This window comes from Pelagicoccus sp. SDUM812002, from assembly GCF_031127835.1.
In the GTDB taxonomy this organism is placed as follows: domain Bacteria; phylum Verrucomicrobiota; class Verrucomicrobiia; order Opitutales; family Opitutaceae; genus Pelagicoccus.
Window position 1 is genome coordinate 86559 of sequence record NZ_JARXHX010000002.1, and the last position, 19397, is coordinate 105955.

18 protein-coding genes are annotated in these 19397 nt (G+C 53.8%); 2 read left to right on the top strand and 16 right to left on the bottom strand.

All coding sequences use genetic code 11. The annotated features are described in order from the left end of the window. Positions 1-10: 10 nt before the first annotated feature. From QEH53_RS04050 to QEH53_RS04070, 5 genes are all read right to left on the bottom strand, one after another. On the bottom strand, positions 11-922 hold the full coding sequence (locus QEH53_RS04050) for a hypothetical protein (RefSeq protein ID WP_309021851.1): 912 nt from the start codon (positions 920-922) through the stop codon (positions 11-13). A 148-nt stretch (positions 923-1070) separates the two neighbouring features. Then, a complete protein-coding gene (gene dnaN / locus QEH53_RS04055) occupies positions 1071-2213 on the bottom strand; it encodes a DNA polymerase III subunit beta (RefSeq protein ID WP_309021852.1) in 1143 nt (380 codons plus the stop codon). 259 nt (positions 2214-2472) lie between these two features. Continuing rightward, on the bottom strand, positions 2473-3342 hold the full coding sequence (gene pssA, locus QEH53_RS04060; RefSeq protein ID WP_309021853.1) for a CDP-diacylglycerol--serine O-phosphatidyltransferase: 870 nt from the start codon (positions 3340-3342) through the stop codon (positions 2473-2475). A 12-nt stretch (positions 3343-3354) separates the two neighbouring features. After that, positions 3355-3705 carry a cytotoxic translational repressor of toxin-antitoxin stability system gene (locus QEH53_RS04065; RefSeq protein WP_309021854.1) on the bottom strand — a complete coding sequence of 117 codons (351 nt, stop codon included), beginning with the start codon at positions 3703-3705 and terminating at the stop codon, positions 3355-3357. Positions 3706-3826: 121 nt separating this feature from the next. Continuing rightward, positions 3827-4549 carry a sugar isomerase domain-containing protein gene (locus QEH53_RS04070; protein WP_309021855.1) on the bottom strand — a complete coding sequence of 241 codons (723 nt, stop codon included), beginning with the start codon at positions 4547-4549 and terminating at the stop codon, positions 3827-3829. 131 nt (positions 4550-4680) lie between these two features. Here QEH53_RS04070 and tal point away from each other — a divergent pair, with 131 nt between their 5' ends. Further along, positions 4681-5652 carry a transaldolase gene (tal, locus tag QEH53_RS04075; RefSeq protein ID WP_309021856.1) on the top strand — a complete coding sequence of 324 codons (972 nt, stop codon included), beginning with the start codon at positions 4681-4683 and terminating at the stop codon, positions 5650-5652. 125 nt (positions 5653-5777) lie between these two features. On the opposite strand, the gene QEH53_RS04080 is transcribed toward tal, so the two are convergent. Together QEH53_RS04080 and QEH53_RS04085 are read right to left on the bottom strand one after the other, a co-directional pair. Continuing rightward, positions 5778-7055 carry a glycoside hydrolase 100 family protein gene (locus tag QEH53_RS04080; RefSeq protein WP_309021857.1) on the bottom strand — a complete coding sequence of 426 codons (1278 nt, stop codon included), beginning with the start codon at positions 7053-7055 and terminating at the stop codon, positions 5778-5780. 402 nt (positions 7056-7457) lie between these two features. Continuing rightward, entirely contained in the window at positions 7458-8390 is a 933-nt protein-coding gene (locus tag QEH53_RS04085) for a sugar phosphate isomerase/epimerase family protein (RefSeq protein ID WP_309021858.1), read from the bottom strand. Between the two features lie 194 nt (positions 8391-8584). Here QEH53_RS04085 and QEH53_RS04090 point away from each other — a divergent pair, with 194 nt between their 5' ends. Then, complete coding sequence (locus tag QEH53_RS04090; protein ID WP_309021859.1) at positions 8585-10279, top strand: Ig-like domain-containing protein; 1695 nt, start codon at positions 8585-8587, stop codon at positions 10277-10279. A 410-nt stretch (positions 10280-10689) separates the two neighbouring features. On the opposite strand, the gene QEH53_RS04095 is transcribed toward QEH53_RS04090, so the two are convergent. From QEH53_RS04095 to QEH53_RS04135, 9 genes are all read right to left on the bottom strand, one after another. Beyond that, positions 10690-12036 (bottom strand): AAA family ATPase, encoded by a 1347-nt coding sequence (locus QEH53_RS04095; RefSeq protein ID WP_309021860.1) that lies wholly within the window; start codon positions 12034-12036, stop codon positions 10690-10692. An 87-nt stretch (positions 12037-12123) separates the two neighbouring features. Further along, positions 12124-12486 carry an adenosylmethionine decarboxylase gene (gene speD, locus QEH53_RS04100; protein WP_309021861.1) on the bottom strand — a complete coding sequence of 121 codons (363 nt, stop codon included), beginning with the start codon at positions 12484-12486 and terminating at the stop codon, positions 12124-12126. A gap of 32 nt (positions 12487-12518) precedes the next feature. After that, the gene (locus QEH53_RS04105; RefSeq protein WP_309021862.1) at positions 12519-13214 is read right to left on the bottom strand and encodes a PspA/IM30 family protein; all 696 of its coding nucleotides are present in this window, start codon (positions 13212-13214) and stop codon (positions 12519-12521) included. A 20-nt stretch (positions 13215-13234) separates the two neighbouring features. Then, entirely contained in the window at positions 13235-13651 is a 417-nt protein-coding gene (locus tag QEH53_RS04110) for a hypothetical protein (RefSeq protein WP_309021863.1), read from the bottom strand. 73 nt (positions 13652-13724) lie between these two features. After that, positions 13725-14822 carry an ion channel gene (locus QEH53_RS04115; RefSeq protein ID WP_309021864.1) on the bottom strand — a complete coding sequence of 366 codons (1098 nt, stop codon included), beginning with the start codon at positions 14820-14822 and terminating at the stop codon, positions 13725-13727. A gap of 24 nt (positions 14823-14846) precedes the next feature. Beyond that, complete coding sequence (locus QEH53_RS04120) at positions 14847-15656, bottom strand: hypothetical protein (protein WP_309021865.1); 810 nt, start codon at positions 15654-15656, stop codon at positions 14847-14849. Between the two features lie 43 nt (positions 15657-15699). Continuing rightward, a complete protein-coding gene (locus QEH53_RS04125; RefSeq protein WP_309021866.1) occupies positions 15700-16620 on the bottom strand; it encodes a DUF350 domain-containing protein in 921 nt (306 codons plus the stop codon). A gap of 22 nt (positions 16621-16642) precedes the next feature. Then, positions 16643-17506 carry a hypothetical protein gene (locus QEH53_RS04130; protein WP_309021867.1) on the bottom strand — a complete coding sequence of 288 codons (864 nt, stop codon included), beginning with the start codon at positions 17504-17506 and terminating at the stop codon, positions 16643-16645. 52 nt (positions 17507-17558) lie between these two features. Then, positions 17559-19271 (bottom strand): polyamine aminopropyltransferase, encoded by a 1713-nt coding sequence (locus tag QEH53_RS04135; RefSeq protein WP_309021868.1) that lies wholly within the window; start codon positions 19269-19271, stop codon positions 17559-17561. Positions 19272-19397 lie beyond the last annotated feature (126 nt).

The window sequence follows — 19397 nt, forward strand, 5'->3', positions numbered from 1 at the left end:
CTCAGCAGAATCAGTTAAGCGACTTAACTCGGTTATAGGCCGTTGAGATACCGAAGTAGTTGAGCATCCATACTTCCTTCCACACGCGGTAACGGCCCTCCCAGGTTATGCGGCCGTGTTCTTCTTGGTATTGAGGCGCAAAAAGAAATCCTTCTTTCAAGTTGGTTTGCTCGAGCTCGCGTTGCTGCTGGTTCAACTCGTCCAGCGGATCAAGCTCGTAGCTCTCCAATTCGACTTTGGCGACTCTTCGCTGGTGGATCTTGAAAAGCTTGGCCGCATCGCGCGTCCAGGGCTTGCGAACAACGGACCACTTCTGCGGATAAAAACCGCCGTAAGGCATATAAAGATTATCCGTTATAAACCGCTCTCCCTCCGGAGTCTCCGAAGAGAAGGAGAAGCAGAAACCTATATCTCCATTGTGCTGAGGCACGAATAGGATTTGGAAACGTGTCTTATTGTCTTCGCTTTGGAAGACCGTGGAGCGGATGTTGATGCCATGTCCGACATCGGCAAACAGAGCCTTCGAGCGAACGAAGCCTTTGCTCTTCAGCCAGTCCTTAATCTCGATGAGCTTCTTTTGGGCGGGCCACTCTTCGCCGGTCGTGTTCTCCGAGAAACGAGGGAATAACGATATGCTGCTTTTGCTGAGAGCACTGATCGCGAGCCACGTATAAACCGTCTCCACCAATAGCCAACCGATGAAGAAAATGGCTCCGATTACCCAGAACGGCCGATTCAACCAACCGGCATCGAATACCAAATAGGCAGCTCCAAAAGATACCCCCATCCAACGTGCCCAGCGATTGAGCACGGTGACCTTCAGCGAGCTAACCCGCGTGCTGAGCACTCCCAAAACGATGGATAGCAATACACAGGTGTAGACGAAGATTTCGGAAATTAGGGATAAGTTGTGTTCCGGCATGGTAACGTGCGACTAACGGCAGCAAGTAGAAGCTGGAGGAGAATGGGGACAACAAAAAAGGTGTCAGCTAGGAGCTAAGCAAACGTCCTGGTACAAAAAAGCCCACCTTCAAAAGGCAGGCCTTTTTAATAAGTGGTTCGGGAGCGGCTTACGTCAGCCGGACTGGCATGATGACGCATAGGAAGCTCTCAAGCGTCTTGAAGACCCCAGGGCTGACTTCGTCCTTGAGCTCGAAGTAGAGCTCGTCCTTGGACAAGGCCTTCAGCGGATCCATGAGGAACTGTGGGTTGAAAGCCACCTGCAGGTCAGGGCCGCTGTAGTCGATGGCAAGCGACTCATGGGACTCGCCGAAGTCCGGGCTAGAGGCTGAGAGCTCCATGAGGTTGTTAGAGATCTGAATCTTGACCTGGTTGGACTTGTCGGTGGTGACAAGGGCTGCACGATGGATAGACTGGAGAAAGAGCTCACGCTCGACCTTGATGCGCTGGTGAGTCTCTTTGGGAATAACTTGTTGGTAATTGGGATAGTTGCCTTCCACCACTTTTGAAACGAGGTGGATGTCTCCGACGAAACCATTGGAGTCGTCCTTGGTGTGGATCTGGAAAGCGACGCGGCGATCGTTGAAGGCGATCTTGAGGTTCTCTCCCTTGTCGAGGAGTCGGACCAGTTCTGAAACGGTCTTGGCGGGCAAGATAAGGCTGCCAGACATGCCTTCGCCGACTTCCATCTCGTGGTCGGTCTTAGCGAGGCGGCGACCGTCTGTAGCTACGAGGCTGAGGCGACCGGTGGCGCCGTCTTCGGGCTCCAGAAAATTGAAGAATACTCCGTTGAGCATGTAGCGGGTTTCGTCGCTAGACTGGGCATAGGAGACGCTCTTGATCATTCCAGCCAGCGTACCTTGCTCGATGGTGAAGGAGCGGTCGTCGCTGAATTCCGGCAAGGCCGGGAATTCTTCCCGACTGATGCCCATGATCTTGAAGTTGGACCCACCGGAAGCGATCTTAACCTGGTTGTTAGGCGAGGCCTTCACGCTTACGTCGCTGTTAGGCAACTCCTTAACGATGGTGGCGAGACGCTTGACGGGGAGGGTAACCGCACCTTCCTCCTCGACGGTCGCCTTGATGCGAGCGCAGATGCCGAGGTCGAGATTGGTGGTCGTGAGCGAGATCGTGTCGCCTTCAGCTTCGATGAGCACGTTGCTCAGGATCGGCATCGTCGCCTTGGATCCGACGACGTTGAGGACTTGCTGGAGGCCGTTGCTGAAATGGTCACGGTGGATTTTGAACTTCATTGGGGAGGAGTTAGCTAGTTTTTGGAGTTTCTGACAATTCCAATGGATAGTTAGTTAATTAATTAAATAAATCATTAGTATTCTTATAGGCTGTGAATATCAGCCATAAGCATCTTAAACGCTTGGAAACTAAGGATTAAGGGGAGATTTGAAATGTTCAAGCCTAGTGGGATTGATTGTTTCCAGAAAAGGACATGTTAAAAAAAAACGAATATCTCCAGCTTATTGGTCGGTTTTGCCCAAGTTGTTAGCAAAGGATTTACACTCGTTTGGCGGCCTTCGATTTACGGGCCGAAATCCGTTTCAAGCGCAAGATATGGCGCCCCATTCCGTAGAATAGGTAGCTGAAAAAGATTACGACCAAGGCGTATTCGCGGGAAAAATAGATGAGTCCGATAATCACCAGCACGGCAACGAATGAGGTGAACTTGATCTGCGTATTCCAGTCGATCTTCTTGAAGGACGGGTAACGTACGTTGCTGATCATCAGGACGGATATGAGCAGCATCAGGACCGGCAGGCCGAGGGCGTATTGGCGTAGGGCGTCGTGCTTGGTCATTACCAGGACGATGGTGGCGATCATGCCGGCGGCGGCAGGTACGGGCAGGCCGAGAAAATCGCCGTCAGCCTCCTCCAGCTTACGTGAAGTGACCGCTGGATGGGTGATCACGTTGAAGCGAGCAAGCCGCACCCCGGCGCAAAGGAGGTAGATGAAAGCGAGGAAGAAGCCGGCCTTGGTGAAGAATTCCTCGTTTTGCTCGGGGTTGAGGACAAGGAAGAGCACCATGAGGGCAGGTGCCATGCCGAAGGTTACGATGTCGGCGATGGAGTCGAACTCCTTGCCGAAGAGGGATTCGCGACCGCCCAGGCGAGCTACCCGTCCATCGAGGGAATCGCAGAGCATGCCGCCGAGGATAAAAAGCACAGCTTGGCGATAAAGAGCGTTGGGATCGCTGGTATCGTCGCCGGCCATGATGCCGTAGCGCGCTTGGATGCAGTTTTTGATGGCAAGGAAGCCAAAGAAAAGATTTCCCGCGGTGAACAGGTTGGGGAGCAGGTAAATCTTGGAGGCTTGGGAGGCGTCGAGTTTGACGATTTCCTTGGGTTCGAGTTCGGGCTCTTCGTCCAAAAGGTCTTGGGATTAGTGTTTAAGGGTATCCAGATATTTCCAGAAAGAAGAATTCTGCTCGGCGAGTTGTTCTTCGGTGATGGGGAGTTTAGTCCGGTAGATGAAGTCCGTGAGAGTATTTTTGTGCAGGATACAGATTGTCTTGAGGGATCCGCCTTCACGCTGGAAGTAGATTCGATGCTCCCCCGAGCGTAGGCGGTAAGTGGTCTTTCCGTTGCGCTTGAAGGAGCCAAGGGGTTCTTCCGGATGGTTGAGCTGGTACTCCGTCAAGTTGCTGAGGGGGTCGATCACACTAAGCTGCCTCATGGTTGGAAGCTTTTCCAACTCCTTGAGAGCCTGATCGCTGAAGGTTACCTGAAACATGGTCGTAGTTTGCCGAATGGTTTGCTCGTAGGATTCAGCAGAATGGGCTCGAAATGCAATGCTCAATAACGCCTGCCCGCAGAGGTTTACGTATTTGAAGCAATGCGAAATTCGTAAGCTGTCAAAGTGGCTTGCTCAGTCTCCCTTTATAGCTGCGGGCGAGGTCTCGGTTCGCCTCCATGGCGCCCTCCGTGTTTTGGCTGCGTAGGAGGGGGGCGTCTACGCCGAGCTTCTGCAGCTCGTCCAGGATTTCCATTTGCAGGAGATTGATGAGCATAGCCCCAGCCATGGTGGAGGTCGGCCCTGCGAACTTCCCTTTTTCGTGCAGTTCCACGATCGCATCGCCGAAACTTCCGCAATTGTCGAATACGTAGTCTGCTATCTCGTGCAGCATCTTACCTCCGGGGTGAGTGGTTTTCACCTTCTGCGCCATGCCGACGGATGTGAGGGCGATCACCTTCAGCCCTTTTTCCTTCGCGTATTCAGCAATTTCGATGGGCGAACAATTTTTTCCGGAGTTCGATATCACGATGATAAACTCGCCTTCCTTCAATCCGTGGTTGCGATCGTAGCGAGCCGCGAGCTCGCGGCCGTATCCCTCTAGATTTTCGATGAAGCCGCCGGTCATGTCCAAGATCGCACTTACGCAAACGAGACCACCCGCCCGGCCCACCATTTCGCGGCCGATGATTTCAGAGTGTCCACTCCCGAAGGTATGCATAACGCCCCCTTCGGCGATAGACTTAGCGACGAGCGGAGCAAGACGTTCGATCTCAGCTTGGTTTTGCAAGTAGACTCGTTCGAGCAGGACCTGCGTGGTCTTAAAATAGTTCTCTTTGAGCATGAATGAAATTCGTCTGAGCCGCACAATGTTGCTAAACGGTAAAGAAACAAGGGCATTTGCGGTGGACCTGTTTCCGTTTAATTGTTCCTAATACCTTTAAAAACAAAACAGTAACCGCAATAATTCCAATTATGTCAGACGTACTAACTCAAAACCAACTCGAACAACTAAAGAAGTTCACCGTGGTCGTAGCCGACACCGGAGATTTCCAAACCATGAAGGAGTTCGAGCCGCGCGACGCGACGACGAACCCGACGCTCATTCTCAAGGCTGCTGGCAAAGAGGAATATGCTGCGATCGTGGATGCATCCATCAAGGAAGCGGACGATTCCAGCCTGTCCAAGGGTGCCCGCATCGACGCTATCATCGACGAGCTTCTCGTACGTTTCGGTATCGAAATTTTGAATATCGTTCCCGGCCGAGTCTCTACCGAAGTAGACGCTCGCCTTTCTTTCGATACGACTGGCACGATCGCCAAGGCTAAGGATATCATCGCGCTCTACGAGCGAAAGGGAATTTCGCGCGACCGCATCCTGATCAAGATCGCTTCTACTTGGGAAGGCATCAATGCGGCGGCTGAACTCGAAAAAGAAGGTATCCACTGTAACCTTACGCTTCTCTTTTCCATGGCCCAAGCAGTGCATTGCGCAGAGAGCGGCATCACGCTTATTTCCCCTTTCGTTGGTCGCATTATGGATTGGTACAAAGCCAAGGAAGGGAAGTCGTTCGAAGCTGCCGAAGATCCAGGTGTACTCTCCGTCCAAGCTATCTACGACTACTATAAGAAATTTGGATACAAGACCGAAGTAATGGGAGCGAGCTTCCGCAACAAGGGAGAGATCCTTGAGCTCGCCGGTTGCGATCTGCTCACCATCTCTCCAAACCTTCTCGAAGAGCTCGCCAAATCGAACGACCCTGTAGAAGAAAAGCTCAGCGAGAGCGCTTCCAAGGAGAAGGACATCGAGAAAATTGACATGGACGAAAATACCTTCCGTTGGATGTTTAACGAAGATGCTATGGCCGTAGAAAAGACAGCCGAAGGCATCCGCAACTTCGCCAAGGACATCGTCAAGCTCGAGGAGATGATCGAAGGCAAGCTCTAGAAATATTGTTATAGCGCTTTAATACAAAGCACGCCCAGCAACCGGCGTGCTTTTTTTTGTGCGGGTGGGATCGCCCACTCGGAAAAATCCCTTTCTGCAGCCGGTCGGCAAAGCAGGACCAAGATTCAATAGTCTGCTCCGCGAGAGAAGCAGGCGATGTTGTCATGTCGGATACCTTGGTAAGCTATCAGGAAGGCAGCTCCGTTCCAGGCGAGGCGGGGAGTGCCGGCTGGCGTATGCTCCCGACCATGGAAATACTCGTAGAATCCCCAGCTCTCTCTGCCGTCGGTGTTGACCTTGAGAGCGGTTGCTAGATCGGAAAGAGCTTCTTCTGCGTCACTCTCGCGACCGACGCGCTTAAGAAGCAGAGCCCAAAAACCACCAGCAAGCGGCCAGATTCCGCCGTTGTGGTAGTGCCAGGCGGATTCATCGCTCAAGCGGAGTTGGTCCGCGTCGGCATCGCCCTCTTGGATTGGTGGGTCGAGAACCCTGAGGGGAAACGGTTTGTGTAATTGTCTTTCGAATACGGTATCGATTATCGTGTCGATCCGATCGTGGGGAGCGATGCCCATCAAGGCTGCGAGCACATTGGCAAAGGAATCCATGCGATGGCTCCAAGTATTGGCGAAAGGCCTGAGATGCGATTGGAAGAACGGAAAGCTGTGGTCCTTATCAAGTTGATTCTTGATCATGTATTTTTGGCAAACTCGCTGAATCGTGTCATGGTCCTCCCACCAAAAGTCTGCATTAATCCGCTTCTTCACCCGCTGTGCCGACCGCTCGAAGTTTTCACTTTCCTCGACCCGACCTGCTGCTTCCGAGAGGGAAGAGGCGCACTTGAGAGCTCGGTACCAGAGCGTCTCGTCATAAAGCACATGATAGGAGCGATTAAGGATATCCGTCCAATCACCGGCCACGGGTATTTCAAGTAGACCGCAAGAGTTACAATCAATGCAGTGGAGGAATTCGATCACCTTCCGATACACCTCCATGGTCGATTCTGTAATGAAATCCTTGTCCCCGTGCATGTCCACCGCTGTTTGGCAGGCGATCATGAACCAAAGGTTTGCGTCGATGGTCGTGATTTCTCCCAATCCACCGTATACGATGTCGATCACTTCGTTGTTTTCGTCCAGCTGCAGATACGAGGGAATCTGTCCGTTGGGGGCTTGGTTGCTGGCCAGCGTCTTCACGGTTTCGATCGCAGTTTTCAGCAGTTTATCGTCGTCGGTCAAAAAAGCCGCCGTAGCGCAAATACACCCGTCTCTTCCCCAAACCGAGTGATAATTCTTCCGAAATACCGAAGAAGCGACGAAACCGTGAGGCGTTGAGCATTCGTAAAGCAAGGCCAGCGACTGGCGGTATGCTTCCTCTACATTGGGAGTCTCCGTATGATCTGACATTTTTTGGAAGATTCTCGATGGACCGTAGCGTCCGAATCGAGCGTATCATCCCTTGAATACGGACGGGCGTACCGAGCTATTTCAACGAGTTTTGAACTGATTCAGCAGTATTGCAACGCTCGTGTACGCTTTATACCTTTTTGTGTCAAAATAGTGAATACGAGAGTACGCGGTCACCATCGCCATTCTAGTCGGCGGCACGAATCTAAATCGCTCGTTACAAGGTGCGTTGCGAACAATAGGAACACCAAGCAACACAGAGTGTTGTGATTACAAAACCTCCAGCGACTGAGCTATTCCGAAATCCTCAGAATCGTCAGAGACGGCTGCTCGATTCCAGCCGCCGTGTTGACGCTAAGATTGTCGTGCGAAGAAAGATGATAGGACTTTTCGGAGGGCAACCTACTGTTGGACGAAACGTTCAAAACGTTCGCGAGCTTCCCTGAGGTTCTCAGTGAGAGGCTCGCGTGGTTCTTTCCACGCCATTTCGATTACAAGATACCCGGTGTATCCACCCTCGATAAGATCCTCGAGAAAGGGATCGAATTGGGTTATACCTTGTCCGAATTTGACGGTATCATGACCCTTACCGAAGGCTCGTGCATCCTTGAGATCCACATGTTGGATACGGTTTCTGAATTGGTCTACGATACTTGGAAGTGAGATTCCGGCTCCTTCGAAGTGTCCAGTGTCAAGGCACATGCCAACATGCGTAGAGTCTATGGACGAGAAGATTTCCGAATAGTCCTCGGCTCTTTCGAGAACATTGCCGACATGGTTCTCCAGAACGAGAAGGACATCGAGTTCCTCTGCCATCGGCGCGAGCTCCCGACAAACTGCTATGACATGTTCGAGTCCCCCGTTTGTTCCGCGTCTGGAACCGGTACACTTGACTCTTCGGCACCCGAGACGTTTGGCAATTTGCATCAGGCAAAGCTTGTGGGCGACGTCATTCATAACAGCAGAGTGGCCTTCTCCCCCGAACGATGTACCTTGGATACTAGCAGGCACCAATCCGGTTTTTTCGCATCGCGAGGCGATACTATCGATATAGGAGGGAGCTAGAAGTTCTGGATACCACAGGTTAAATTCAACAGCTTGAATACCGGTTTTGGGAATGATTCGAAAGGCAGGTTTATGATGAAGGTTAGCAAATCCATCGGTGCAAATTGTGGCGACAGCGAGCCCAACGCCACTGGTTTCACCGGCGTTTTCCTGAGAGTGCGCCTGGGGTGCAGAGAGCAGTGGAGGGGTGATTAAACCTGAAGCTCCAGCCAACAACGCTGAGGATCGAATGAAGTGGCGTCGAGTAGTGGGTGATAGCTTTTTTTCCATTGCAAGGCTTATATCGATAGAGTCGTTTTCGATTCAACCATTTGTATAATGGTAATGGTATCAGTCGATTTCGGGATTATATTGAAGTAAATCTATAACAATATAAATCCATTGATTTTACTGATCTCGTTAAGAATGTGATCCTCGTAAGAATAAATGCTTGTCCGCTAAATAGGTAGCTGGTCTATGGGATTATGGTTCTCCCCACACCTAATGCCTCGATTCGTTTGTTGCTGGTTGTCTTGGCCTCACTTCTTTTGGCCCATCGACCGGATTCGTCGCTATCGGCTGAGCCATTTGAACTCTCAGAAAGTTATCCGGCCGACGGGTCTGATTCGATGCCGGTTTCGATAGCTGTTCAGCTTCGCTTTAGTGAACCTGTGGAAGCTGACACTTTAACCAGTATTGAGCTCTTCCGAGTTGACGATAGTGGAGGGCGGGTAAAGGTCGAGATTCGTCCTGCGACGGATTTGACGAACGCGTCGATAACTCTGGTACCCGAACGCTACCTCAGTCCGTTTAGTCGCTACGAGTTGATAGGAGACCAGCGTTTAAAAGCGAAAGGGGATCATGCGTTTTCTCCATTTAATGTAAGCTTCCGGACGGGCGAGGGAATTTCGGAAACGCAGAGGGGATTAATGTTCTCGAAAGAGACGTTCGATCGAAATCGCTCGATGACAACGGTGTCCTTCGGACCGGATCGACGTTTGTACGCGGCAGATGCTTTTGGAAATTTGGTCCGTTGGGAGATCGACGACCGAGGTCGTCCGGAAAAAAGAACGACGCTTCTCTCCGACCGTAGCGAGAGTCGCCAATACATAGACCTCGAATGGGATCCCGAGGCGACCGCCGACAATCTAATCGTCTGGGTGAGCTACGGGGAGAGAACGAACTACGAAGAAGAGCGTAGGTTTTTCACGGGTACGATCGCTAGATTGACTTTAGGCGAAGAGATTGTGGAGGAGATCGTCGTAAAGGGGTTGCCGCATGGACGGGAAAAGCAAGGTGGGTTTGAGACCTTGCCTCACCAGCCTAACGGCCTCGTATTTCGCGATGGATATCTTTATCAGTCGATAGGGTCTACCTCCAGCAGTGGCGGCCCGCCGAATTGGGGAATTCCTGAACAAAGGTTATCGGCCTGTATCGTTAAGATAGACTATAGGAATATCAATTCACCGCTGGATGTGCATCCACTAAGGGGATACGATCCGATCAACGACGTGGGGACTTTGCAAATATTTGCTACTGGCGTACGTAACGCTTTGGAGATCGTGTCACACAGTAATGGAAACCTCTATACAGCTGTCAATTTGAACGATCGCCGCGGACCTGCGGATGGGGTACCGGACGATCCTGACATCGCGGGAGACCAAAATTTGCTGATCGAGCAAACGACACCAGATCAGGAAAGCCTTTTGTTGTTACGAGAGGGGCGCCACTATGGATTTCCGAATCCCATGCGAGGGCAGTACGTTTTAGGAGGAGGCAACCCTACCGAGAGTGAAGATCCCTTTGAGATTTCGGACTACCCGGTCGGGACTTATCCTGAGCCGGGATTTGCCCCGGAGCTTATGTATCCGATATGGAAATACGGGGGTACGAGTCCGAATGGCATGATTGAATACCTGCCGAGCGAGTCGCATCCTTTGAGTCATGCCTTGATCTGCTGCTTTTACTCGGCGGGTGACATAGCTGTGATGCCGCTGGATGCCACTGGGCTTCCCAATGCTGTGGAGAAGCTGCGGGGCAGGGAAGACAAGCTACAGTTCAATGGTCCTCTTGATATCACCATGGATCCTGAAACGGGGATAATATATGTGGCTGACTTCGGGACGCAGAATAAGTTTGGGTCGGATGGATCGCTTTGCCTATTGCGTCCGATGCCTTGAGCAGCTTGAGAATTCACCTTTAAAGCCTCTTACTCTTAACTGGTGGTCCGTATGGCGTTGTGCGTTATAACGTCGATGCGATCTACCTAGGGGAGATTTTGAACGAGAATTATCTGGACCCTCTTGGGAGCCAAAAGGATGATGATGGAGCTGATTTTCAATACATACTTACTCTAAACCGTGAGAAAATAGAAGCAGAGGAACGCTCTGAGCAAATAGATGCTGACATTACAGCTGCTCGTAGTACCACCTTCACGAAAGCTGCACCCTTTTTGGGCTTTCGCTATCAGAAATTGCGGAAGTCTAAGTAGCTGCGGCTTCGCTTATGAAGGCTTAGTGAAGAGTTTTCTTAAAGAGAGGCTGTCTCCTTATTTCGAACACCGTGGACGCCGTCGTTTCTCTGAAAGCGCTCACTTCTTGGGTAGGAGAATGTCCTCTTCTGTGATTGTCATTAACTCCTTTTTGCCCAGCTCTCTTTTGTGCTGGCTAAGACGGAGGGCTTGGTTGCGGATGACTTGCTCGAAGAGGTTTCGGACGTAGCGACCGTTGCCGAAATCTACCTTGGGTTTCTTCAATTCGTATTCGAAAACTTGATGCAGTTTTTTGCGGGCGTCTTTTGCGAGCTCGTACTCGTTGCTCTTGCAGAAGATTTCGAAGATCTTTTCGAGTTCTTCGCTTTCGTAGTCGGCGAAATGGATGGTTTTGCTGAAACGGGAACGAAGACCTGGGTTGGTCTGGATAAAGGACTCCATGTCTGCTGGGTAGCCGGCGACGATGACGATGAGGCGGTCGCGCTCGTCTTCCATGCGTTTGACGAGTGTATCGATCGCTTCGCCACCGAAGTCGTTTTCACCACCGCTGAGCAGGCTGTAGGCTTCGTCAATGAATAGGATTCCGTCGAGGGCGCTGTCTATGACCTCGGAGGTTTTCCTAGCGGTGTGACCGACGTATTGGCCTACGAGGCCCATGCGATCGGTTTCTATGAGGTGGCCTTTTTTGAGGACGCCGAGCTTTTGGTAAATGCGTGCCAGTATGCGGGCGACGGTTGTTTTTCCGGTGCCGGGATTTCCGGAGAAGACGAGGTGAAGAGAGAGAGGGGCAGTCTTGAGCTGGTGGCCTTGGCGCTGCTTTTGGATCTCGAGGAAGCGGGCGAGCTTTTGGATTTCGTCTTTGACGGCTTTGAGTCCGATGAGCTTGTCGAGCTTGGCTAGTTCTTCTTCGAGGGTGGTTGAGGTCTCTTGGGTATCCGGTTCCGGGTTTCGGGTTTTGGGTGGTGAGAAGAGCTCGGGGCCGGGGCTGTCGAAAAGGGCGCGCGCTTGGCTTTCGGCTTTGGTGGCGGCTTGGGAATTTTGGCCGAACAGCGTGTCGCAGAGATTGGTAAGGAAGACCTGCTCGTCAGGGGTGAGGGCACCATCGGCGAGAGCCAGGGCGAAGGCTGCGGTGGCGACGGTCTCGCCGAGCTCGGGTCGCTCACGGGCAATACGAAGTTGGGCGAGGTCGTAAGTAGGGAGATTATCGATACGGGATCGGAGCAGGCTCTCGTACATTTCGGACCAGCCAAGGGTTTGCGTGGCCCCCTCGATGAATGCGCGTTCTGCGGCAACTTGGTCGCCATCGATTAAAGCGGTGATGAAGAGGGCGAAGCGAAGCTCGAAGTCGATCTCGAAGTCGGAGCAAGCGTAGCGTTTGACGAGCCTTTGCTTGAGTTCGGAGAAATCTTGAAGGCAGATGCGAGCGGCGATGCGGGGATCCTGCATGTGGTGAGTCTAATTGATGTGGGAGCGTGCTCGTCACGCGATTGAGCATTCTCTTCGCATGACAAGCACGCTCCTACTTTAGGAGTTCTAAACGCTAGGGCCGCGGGTGATGGTTTGTGCACTCGTTCGAGCGGGCGAGAATCGGCGCTCGATTTCTGACTGTATCCGTGATGCAATTATGGGGTCGCCGCAGGTGAAGATATCGATGGCGGCGTATCCGTGTTCTGGCCAGGTGTGCACTGCGATGTGGCTCTCGGCGATGACGACAACACCGGAAAGGCCGTGTGGACTGAATTGGTGGAAGACGGGTTTGACCACGGTAGCTCCAGCCTCATCGGCCGACTCGACGAGGGCGGCCTCCAAGGTTTCTTTTTCAAGCAGTAGCTCCTGAGGGCAGTCGTTCAGCTCCAAAAGGATATGGGTGCCCAGCTCCTTGGCGGGATTGGGCACCGATCCTGAAGTAGATTGTGGAGTGGGAAGCACTAGGCGTTGCCGAGCTTGGCCTTTAGGGCGGCGAGCTTGTCGTTGACCGCGGGTGAGGTGGAACCGCTGGCTCCCATGCCTTCGAATTCCTTTTCGAGCGCGTCGCCGCTCCCGCCGGAAACTTCGGCAAGCTCTTTGGCGGCATCGGCTTCGTGGGACTGGCGTTCGGCTTTAGCCTTCATACGGGCCATGAGGTCGTCGGCTTTGTTGTTGTTGGAGATGCGGGCCTTGGCTTCGTAGATGTCCTTCTTGACCTGGGCGGCTTTGCTCTGGGCGATGATGAAGTCCTTGTTACGCTTAAACTCGGCCAGTTCGTCGCCCATCGTGATGATCTCTTTCTTGAGCTCGTCGACGGCGGCCCGCTGGGACTGCCACTGGGTTTCAAGGGTGCCAAGCTTTTGCTCGTGCTCGGTGGCGCGCTGAAGGGCGCGCACCGCGAGGTCTTCCTTGCCTGCCTTGAGCGCGAGCTCGGCCTTCTGTTCCCAGGAGAGCTTTTCGGCCTTTTCCTTTTCCAGCATGGCTTTGGTTTGGCGCTCGGTTGCGATGCAGCTTTGCACGGACTTTTTGGCCTCCATGATCTGCTTGTCCTTGTCGCGGATGGCTTGCTCGAGCATGAGCTCGGGCTTTTCCATCTTGTCGACGGCTTTGTTGGCGGCGGCTTGGCCGACTTTGAAGATACGTGAGAAAATGCTCATTTTGCGAAAGGGGGCTGAGGTTAGGCTTTAGCGGCGTCGGGCGAGAGAAGTTCTTCGGCGCGGTCGACGGCGAGTTCGAGCGCGTCGAATACGCTGAGGATTTCGTGGTCGTTGAGGCTGCCCGTTTCGCGGCTTTCCACGAGCACGAGGCGCGGGTCCTCGGGGTTGGTATTGTTGATGCCAAAGCTGACGGGGAGAATTTCGGTGTTGAGGTCGAGCAGCTTGAAATGGAGGGACGCGTCACCGAAGGCGTGCACGTTTCCGAGGTCGACCTCGAAGTAGATGACTTCTTCGCCGAGCTGTATGAAGACGGGGAGCTCCTCGGCTCGGGTAACACGGTAGACGTTTTTTCCGAGGTCCTCGACGTCGAAATCGTGGGACATGAGGAAGCGTGTGAATTCCTCGGATTTTTCGATTTTGATTATTAGGTTATTCATAAAATGGGTGGTTGGGTTCTGCTTAGGTTCTTAACCGCTAGGGGCCGCGAATGAACGCGAACGTTTTGGAGGTTTAGGCGGGTTGTTTGGCTTGAATGTCTTTTTCGACGGAGAGGAAGTCCTCGGCCTTATTGGCGAGGATGATCAGGCGGTCTCCGACTTCGATGAGAGTGTCCTTGGGAGGATTGAGGATATGGCGGTCAGCTTTGATTATGCCGACGAGCTGCATGTCTACGGGGTGCTGTAGGGTGGCGATTTGCACATCGATGAAGCGTTGCCCTTGCAGGCTCGTTTCGTGCAGGTAGAACTGGCTGCCTTCGCGCGAGGTGATCAGCTGGTCGATGGTCTTGTGGATCCCCGGATAGAAGAACTCCTGCACGATCATGCGCTCGTTTACGCCGTCGGCGAGAATGATGCCATCGGTTTCGGCTCTCTCCATCATTCGGAGGTTTCGCGAGCTGACGAGTTCTACCACTGTTTTGATCGGGGACTTGGTGTCGCGTTCGATGAGCTCGATGATGGAGCCGATGGCATAGGTTTGGGAGTCGGAGTTGGGATCGCCGGTCACGGCGGCGAGCACGAAGACGCCATCGCACTCTGTGACGTTCGCTTGATAGAGGGTCTCTTCGGAAGTGGGCAGTCCTTTGACGAAGAACACGCCGCGCTTGGCGAGGACGGAGGGGAGCTCATCGAGGTCGTTGGTGACGAGCGCGACCTTCTTGTCCGCGTAGTTAGGGTTGGCCTGTAGTTCGTCGAGGATCTGCAGGACCTTGTCGAGACTCGGGTAGTTGCAGATGATAATGTGATTTTTTTGCGATAGTTTCATGGCGCCTTTTCGCTTGAGTGAGACACGCTGGAGCACGGTTTCGGTTACAGATGCGAGCAAGTACCCGAGCAGGCCGATGCCGACCATGAAGCAGGGGTACGCAATAAGGAAGCGTCCAGCGAAGGTTTGTGGAAAGTAGTCACCGTAGCCGACGGTGGTCATGGTGACCATGGCCCACCATATGGAGTCGATGAAAGTGAGGCCGATCTGGTGGTTGCGTTCCGCGAAATAGAATCCGACTCCAAACAGCAGGTTCAACCCAGACGCAACGAGCACGATCTTCCAAAGCCGTATGCTGGTCTCGCTGCTTCTAGCGATGAATTTTCTGACTAGTTGGAGGAACATCTATCGAGGCGACTGGTAGTGAAGCTACAGGTCCCAGTCGTCTTGCCAGCGCTTAGGAGGAGTGGGGGAATTGTCGAAGTCGTTGGAGCGTTTCTTGAGAAGCTCGACGGATTCGACTGTAGAGGCGCTGGGTCCGTCACTGACCGCGTGGGCGATCTGATCTGAATAAGGTTGGCCGTGATGGTGGAGTTGCTCGATGAGATTGAGGCCTTGATCGATGACGTCTCGCAGGACGGCTTCGCCAGGCACTGCGCCTTGATCGTCTTCGTAGCCGAGTTGCTCAGCGTGTAGGGCGCTGTTGCAGATGTTAAGGATCTCGTCCCAGACGCTACCAAGGAGAAGGTCAAACTCCCAACCGGTCTCGCTGCGTCCGAAGCGCCCTTCGTTGAGGAAGCTCATGAAGACGATCTCCACGGGATCGATACCTTTGTAGGCGGCGACCGCGATGCGGAGGTCTTCCCAGCGATCGTCAGCGAGGAAGGTTCTCCACTGTTCCGGATCCTCGAAATCGTAGTAGCTGGCGAATGCGAATTCGCCTCCGCCCAAGTCGACGGCGCAAAAAACGTCGAAGAAGCTGAGGAAGTCCGAGTAGCGAGCCATGAAGTGCTCAAGCGCTTTGCGTCCTTTTTGTGTGGGAGCGTAGCGTTCCTCATCCTTGATCTCGACCAGGTCGCGCACCAGCAGCCACTCGAGGATGGACTCGAGGTCTTCTTCTCCGTCCTCCAGCAATAGCTGGAAGACCTTGGGAGCGTTGATCATGTACTCCAGCAGGTAGATGCCCGCGAATTGCTGTTTTTGCAGATCGCTAACGGTGTAGTTGGAATCTGGTGGCATTTAGGTCTATCGAAAGCCTCGCGACGTTCGCTACTGGTTGAATCTATGAGTGGAAAAGGGTGGTGAGAATGAGAGCCAGACCGATGGCGGCGGCGCCTTCGATGAGGGCAGCTCCCCAGTTGCGATCCTTGGAGATTTCTTCGTCGAGTGGCGAGCCGGGCAGGATGACGCGGTCGATCGCGAAACGGCTGACCGATAGCAAGAAGACACAGATGACGAACCAAAGTGCGAGCCCGAGTATGGAACTGCTGGATACGATATAGCTAGAGAGAAGAATGCCGACAGCTGACAGTGTGATGCCAAAGCCGACGCCGGCCGCTGCGTTGTCGCGCTCGATTTCGTTGTGAAGGTCATAGGCGCTGAGCTTTTGGTAGACCATCGCGAAGAGGATGAACGCCAGCTGAGATACGAAGAAATAGGCAAGAGTGACGAGGATGTCTCGCACGAGGCTGCCGGAGCTTTCACCGAAGGTGGCTGCTTGGATGATGAAGGCGGATCCGACGTAGGCGCCTGCCTGCACGGCTCCGGTACCGATGTTTTGATCCTCCACGAGTTCCTTCACGTTACTGAAGCGGCTCAGCAGGATTTTGTCGTTGATGACGCGTGCGACTTGCAAGAGCAGGATGCCGAAGAGCGACCAGAGCAGGGTGCCGCCTAGGTCGCGTAGGAAGAGCTGCTTGCCGGGGTCGACGTTCGCTAGTTCTTCTACCGGAATGTCCTGACGTAGCACGCCCCAAAGAATAACAGTAATAGCGAGCATGTATCCAGAAAAGGATACGGCGATCGCCTTGTTGTCCTTGCTGGTCAGTTCGTGGGCGAGCTGATACGGGGTGCAGAAGTCGTTGACGAGCTTACCGATCCAGAGAATCAGGATCGATACTGCCAGAAATACGACAGCGGATGGGTCGAGGAGCGAGACAGCGTCTTCGGTCCCGAAAAAGGAGCTAAGTGTGGTGGTATCCATTTTTCTGTTTCCGAAAGGGGTTCTACTTGCCTCCGCCGCGGTAGCTGGAAGTGGTGGTTTTTCTCAGACTGGGCGAGGTGCTGCTGGTGCTGGTTCGACCGAAGCCTCCGCTGCGGACCGTTTTGGAAGGGTTGCGAGCTTGGAAGCTCTTTTGGGAATTGGTGGGGCTCTTGAGCGGGGCCTTGATATTGGCCGCGGTCTTTCCAGCGTTTGGAGAGGTGGCGGTGGCGTTGACGGTGGGGTTGTTGGAGGCGCTCCAGTTCGCGCTGTTCGTCACGTTTCGCGTGCGCTGGCGATAGTTGTCGTAGCTGCTGGGCGAGTAGCGGCCGTAGTATCCAGGGTAGGAATTGTAACCCCAAGGGGAGCTGTAGTAGGGGCGGTTGCTGTTGAAGAGCCAGCCGAGCAGCAGCATGTCGGTGATGCCGAAGCTGTTGTGGTAGTAGTGGTTGGCTCCGTAGATGTTGCGGTTGCCGTGAGTTTGCACGTTGGCGCGGCCGTCCGCGGTTTTCTCGATTTCTATGGTGGCAACTTCTTGGGTCTGGTCGCTGGCGAGATCGACCGTGAGTGAGAAGCCTTTGACGTTTCCGGATCCGTATTCGGTGACCTTGATGTAGTCTACGGATCCGTCTTCGTCGAGGTCGAGGTTGTTGACGCCGACGCTTGGGGTGTTGAGCAAACGCTCGAATTCCTCGCCGGTCTCGGCTTGCTTGACGAGGGCGCCCACGGCTTGTAGGTCGAGTCCGCTGGCGGCGTCGCCGCCGGAGACCTGTTGAACGGAGACGTTGTACGTGTCGCCGTAACGGGATGAAGAAGAGCAGCTTCTGAATGAGGAAAAGAGTACGAGGAGGACGAATGCGCCCAGGCCGAATTGTAACAGTGAGTTCATGAGACGTGTGCGGTTAAAGAGTGAACAAAGGCGCTGTGCTCAGCGGCGGACTTCAGAGTATGCCGCGGGTGCGTTTCCATGCTTCTAGATAATAGTTGTAGATGCGCGGGTGGGTGATCGTGCTGATCTCGGTTTGCTGGGTTTCGAGTTGGGACTTTCCGAATTGCAGGGAGGCTCGGACGATCTCGGGTGTAAGATAGCGAGTCTCTGCAGTCAAGTCGGGTATCTTTGCTAGGGAATCGCGTAGCTTGGCTTCGCCTTGGATCGTATCGCTTCCGCCGATCCACCAACCCCATTCCCCGAAGGAGGGAACATTTTCGTGGTAGGGCACTGCCGCCAACCCTGCGGATGTAATCGTTCTGCCGATACAAAGAAAGGCTTCCTTGGCATGGTAGGGCGAGGTGGACTGCTGCACGAAGATGCCGTCCGCGCTGAGCTTGCTGCGGAGGAATCCGTAAAAGTGTTGGCTGTAGAGCTTGGCGAGCTCGACGGAATTCGGGTCCGGGAAGTCGATGATGACGACGTCGTAACGCCCAGGTGCTTGGGCCACGAAGGCCGCGGCGTCGAGATTGAGAACGGTGACCGGCGGGAGGTTCTGCTCGACGGGCTGGCCGAGAGCTCCGCGTCCGGAGACTTCGATCTCGAGCAGGGCGGCGGTGTTTTCGAGAGCGAGGTTCTCGACGGTCTTTACCCGAGCGTCTCGCAAGCTGCCTTTGTTGAGGCGAGTGAAGTGCTCGTTATTCGTAGCGAGCTCAGTCATGACCGGGTCGAGGTCGACGAGAGTGACGGATTGTACGTCATCGTATTTCAGGACCTCGCGCAGGGCAAGTCCGTCGCCGCCACCTAGGATCAGCACGCGATCGCGGCGCGGGGCGATGGACATGGCGGGGTGTACCAGCATTTCGTGATAGATATGCTCGTCGCGTCCGTCGAACTGCAGATGGCCGTTGATGTAGCAGGAAACGGATCCGTCTCTACTTTCGGTGAGGACGACATGCTGGTATTTGCTCGTCTCCGAAAAGATGATACGGTCGCGGTAGAGGCGTTGCTCGGCGGATTCGGTCCAATCTTTTTCGAAAGCGAAGCCTAACCCGATGAGAACAGCGACGATACCGGCAGCTGCGTAAACGCGACCACTGTTGCCCGAACGTTTTCGGAAAGTGAGGATGAAGAGCAGGGCGGAGAGCAGGGTGGTGAGGGCGAGAAGGAGGCTCGTCTGCACCATGGAAAAGTAGCGGAAAAGCAGAAAGACCCAAACCAAGGCTCCGATGAGGGCTCCGATGTAGTCCATCTTGAGGATACGAGCGAGATTGCTGCGAACGTCGTCGGAGAACTGCTCATTGATGCGGGTCAGCAAGGGGATTTCGAAGCCAACGAGGATTCCGATGGCGCTGACGAGGGCGTATTGGGTGAGAATGAAGTGGGAAGGTAGAGCGCTGAAGATGTGCAACATGGCGAGCGGCCCGAAACCGCCTAAGACCGCGAGGGCGATTTGGCTGTAGGCGAGCACGTCGACGACCTTCTCGTCAGAGATATAGCGTTGGATCTCGGCACCGAGTCCCATGCAGAATAGCATCACCGCGATGACAATAGCCCACTGCTGAACGCTGTTGCCTAGGATGTCGGAGGCCAGCTTGCTGAGCGTGTATTCGTACGCCATGCCGCAGCCGCCCATGACGAACATGACCAGTCCGATGACGAGGGTGGGCGCGGTGCTGGAAGGCTCTGGTTTTTCGCTGGCGGTGGAGTTCGAAGCGGGTTTCATGGATGAGTGGGCCGTGGTGGGAGACCCAGCCTTTTCACGCGAGGAGCTTGGATTTGTCGAGTCAATGTGGGAAGGGGTTCCCGCGGAAGGCCCTTTGGTTACAACGAATTTGCTTTCTGGTTTACT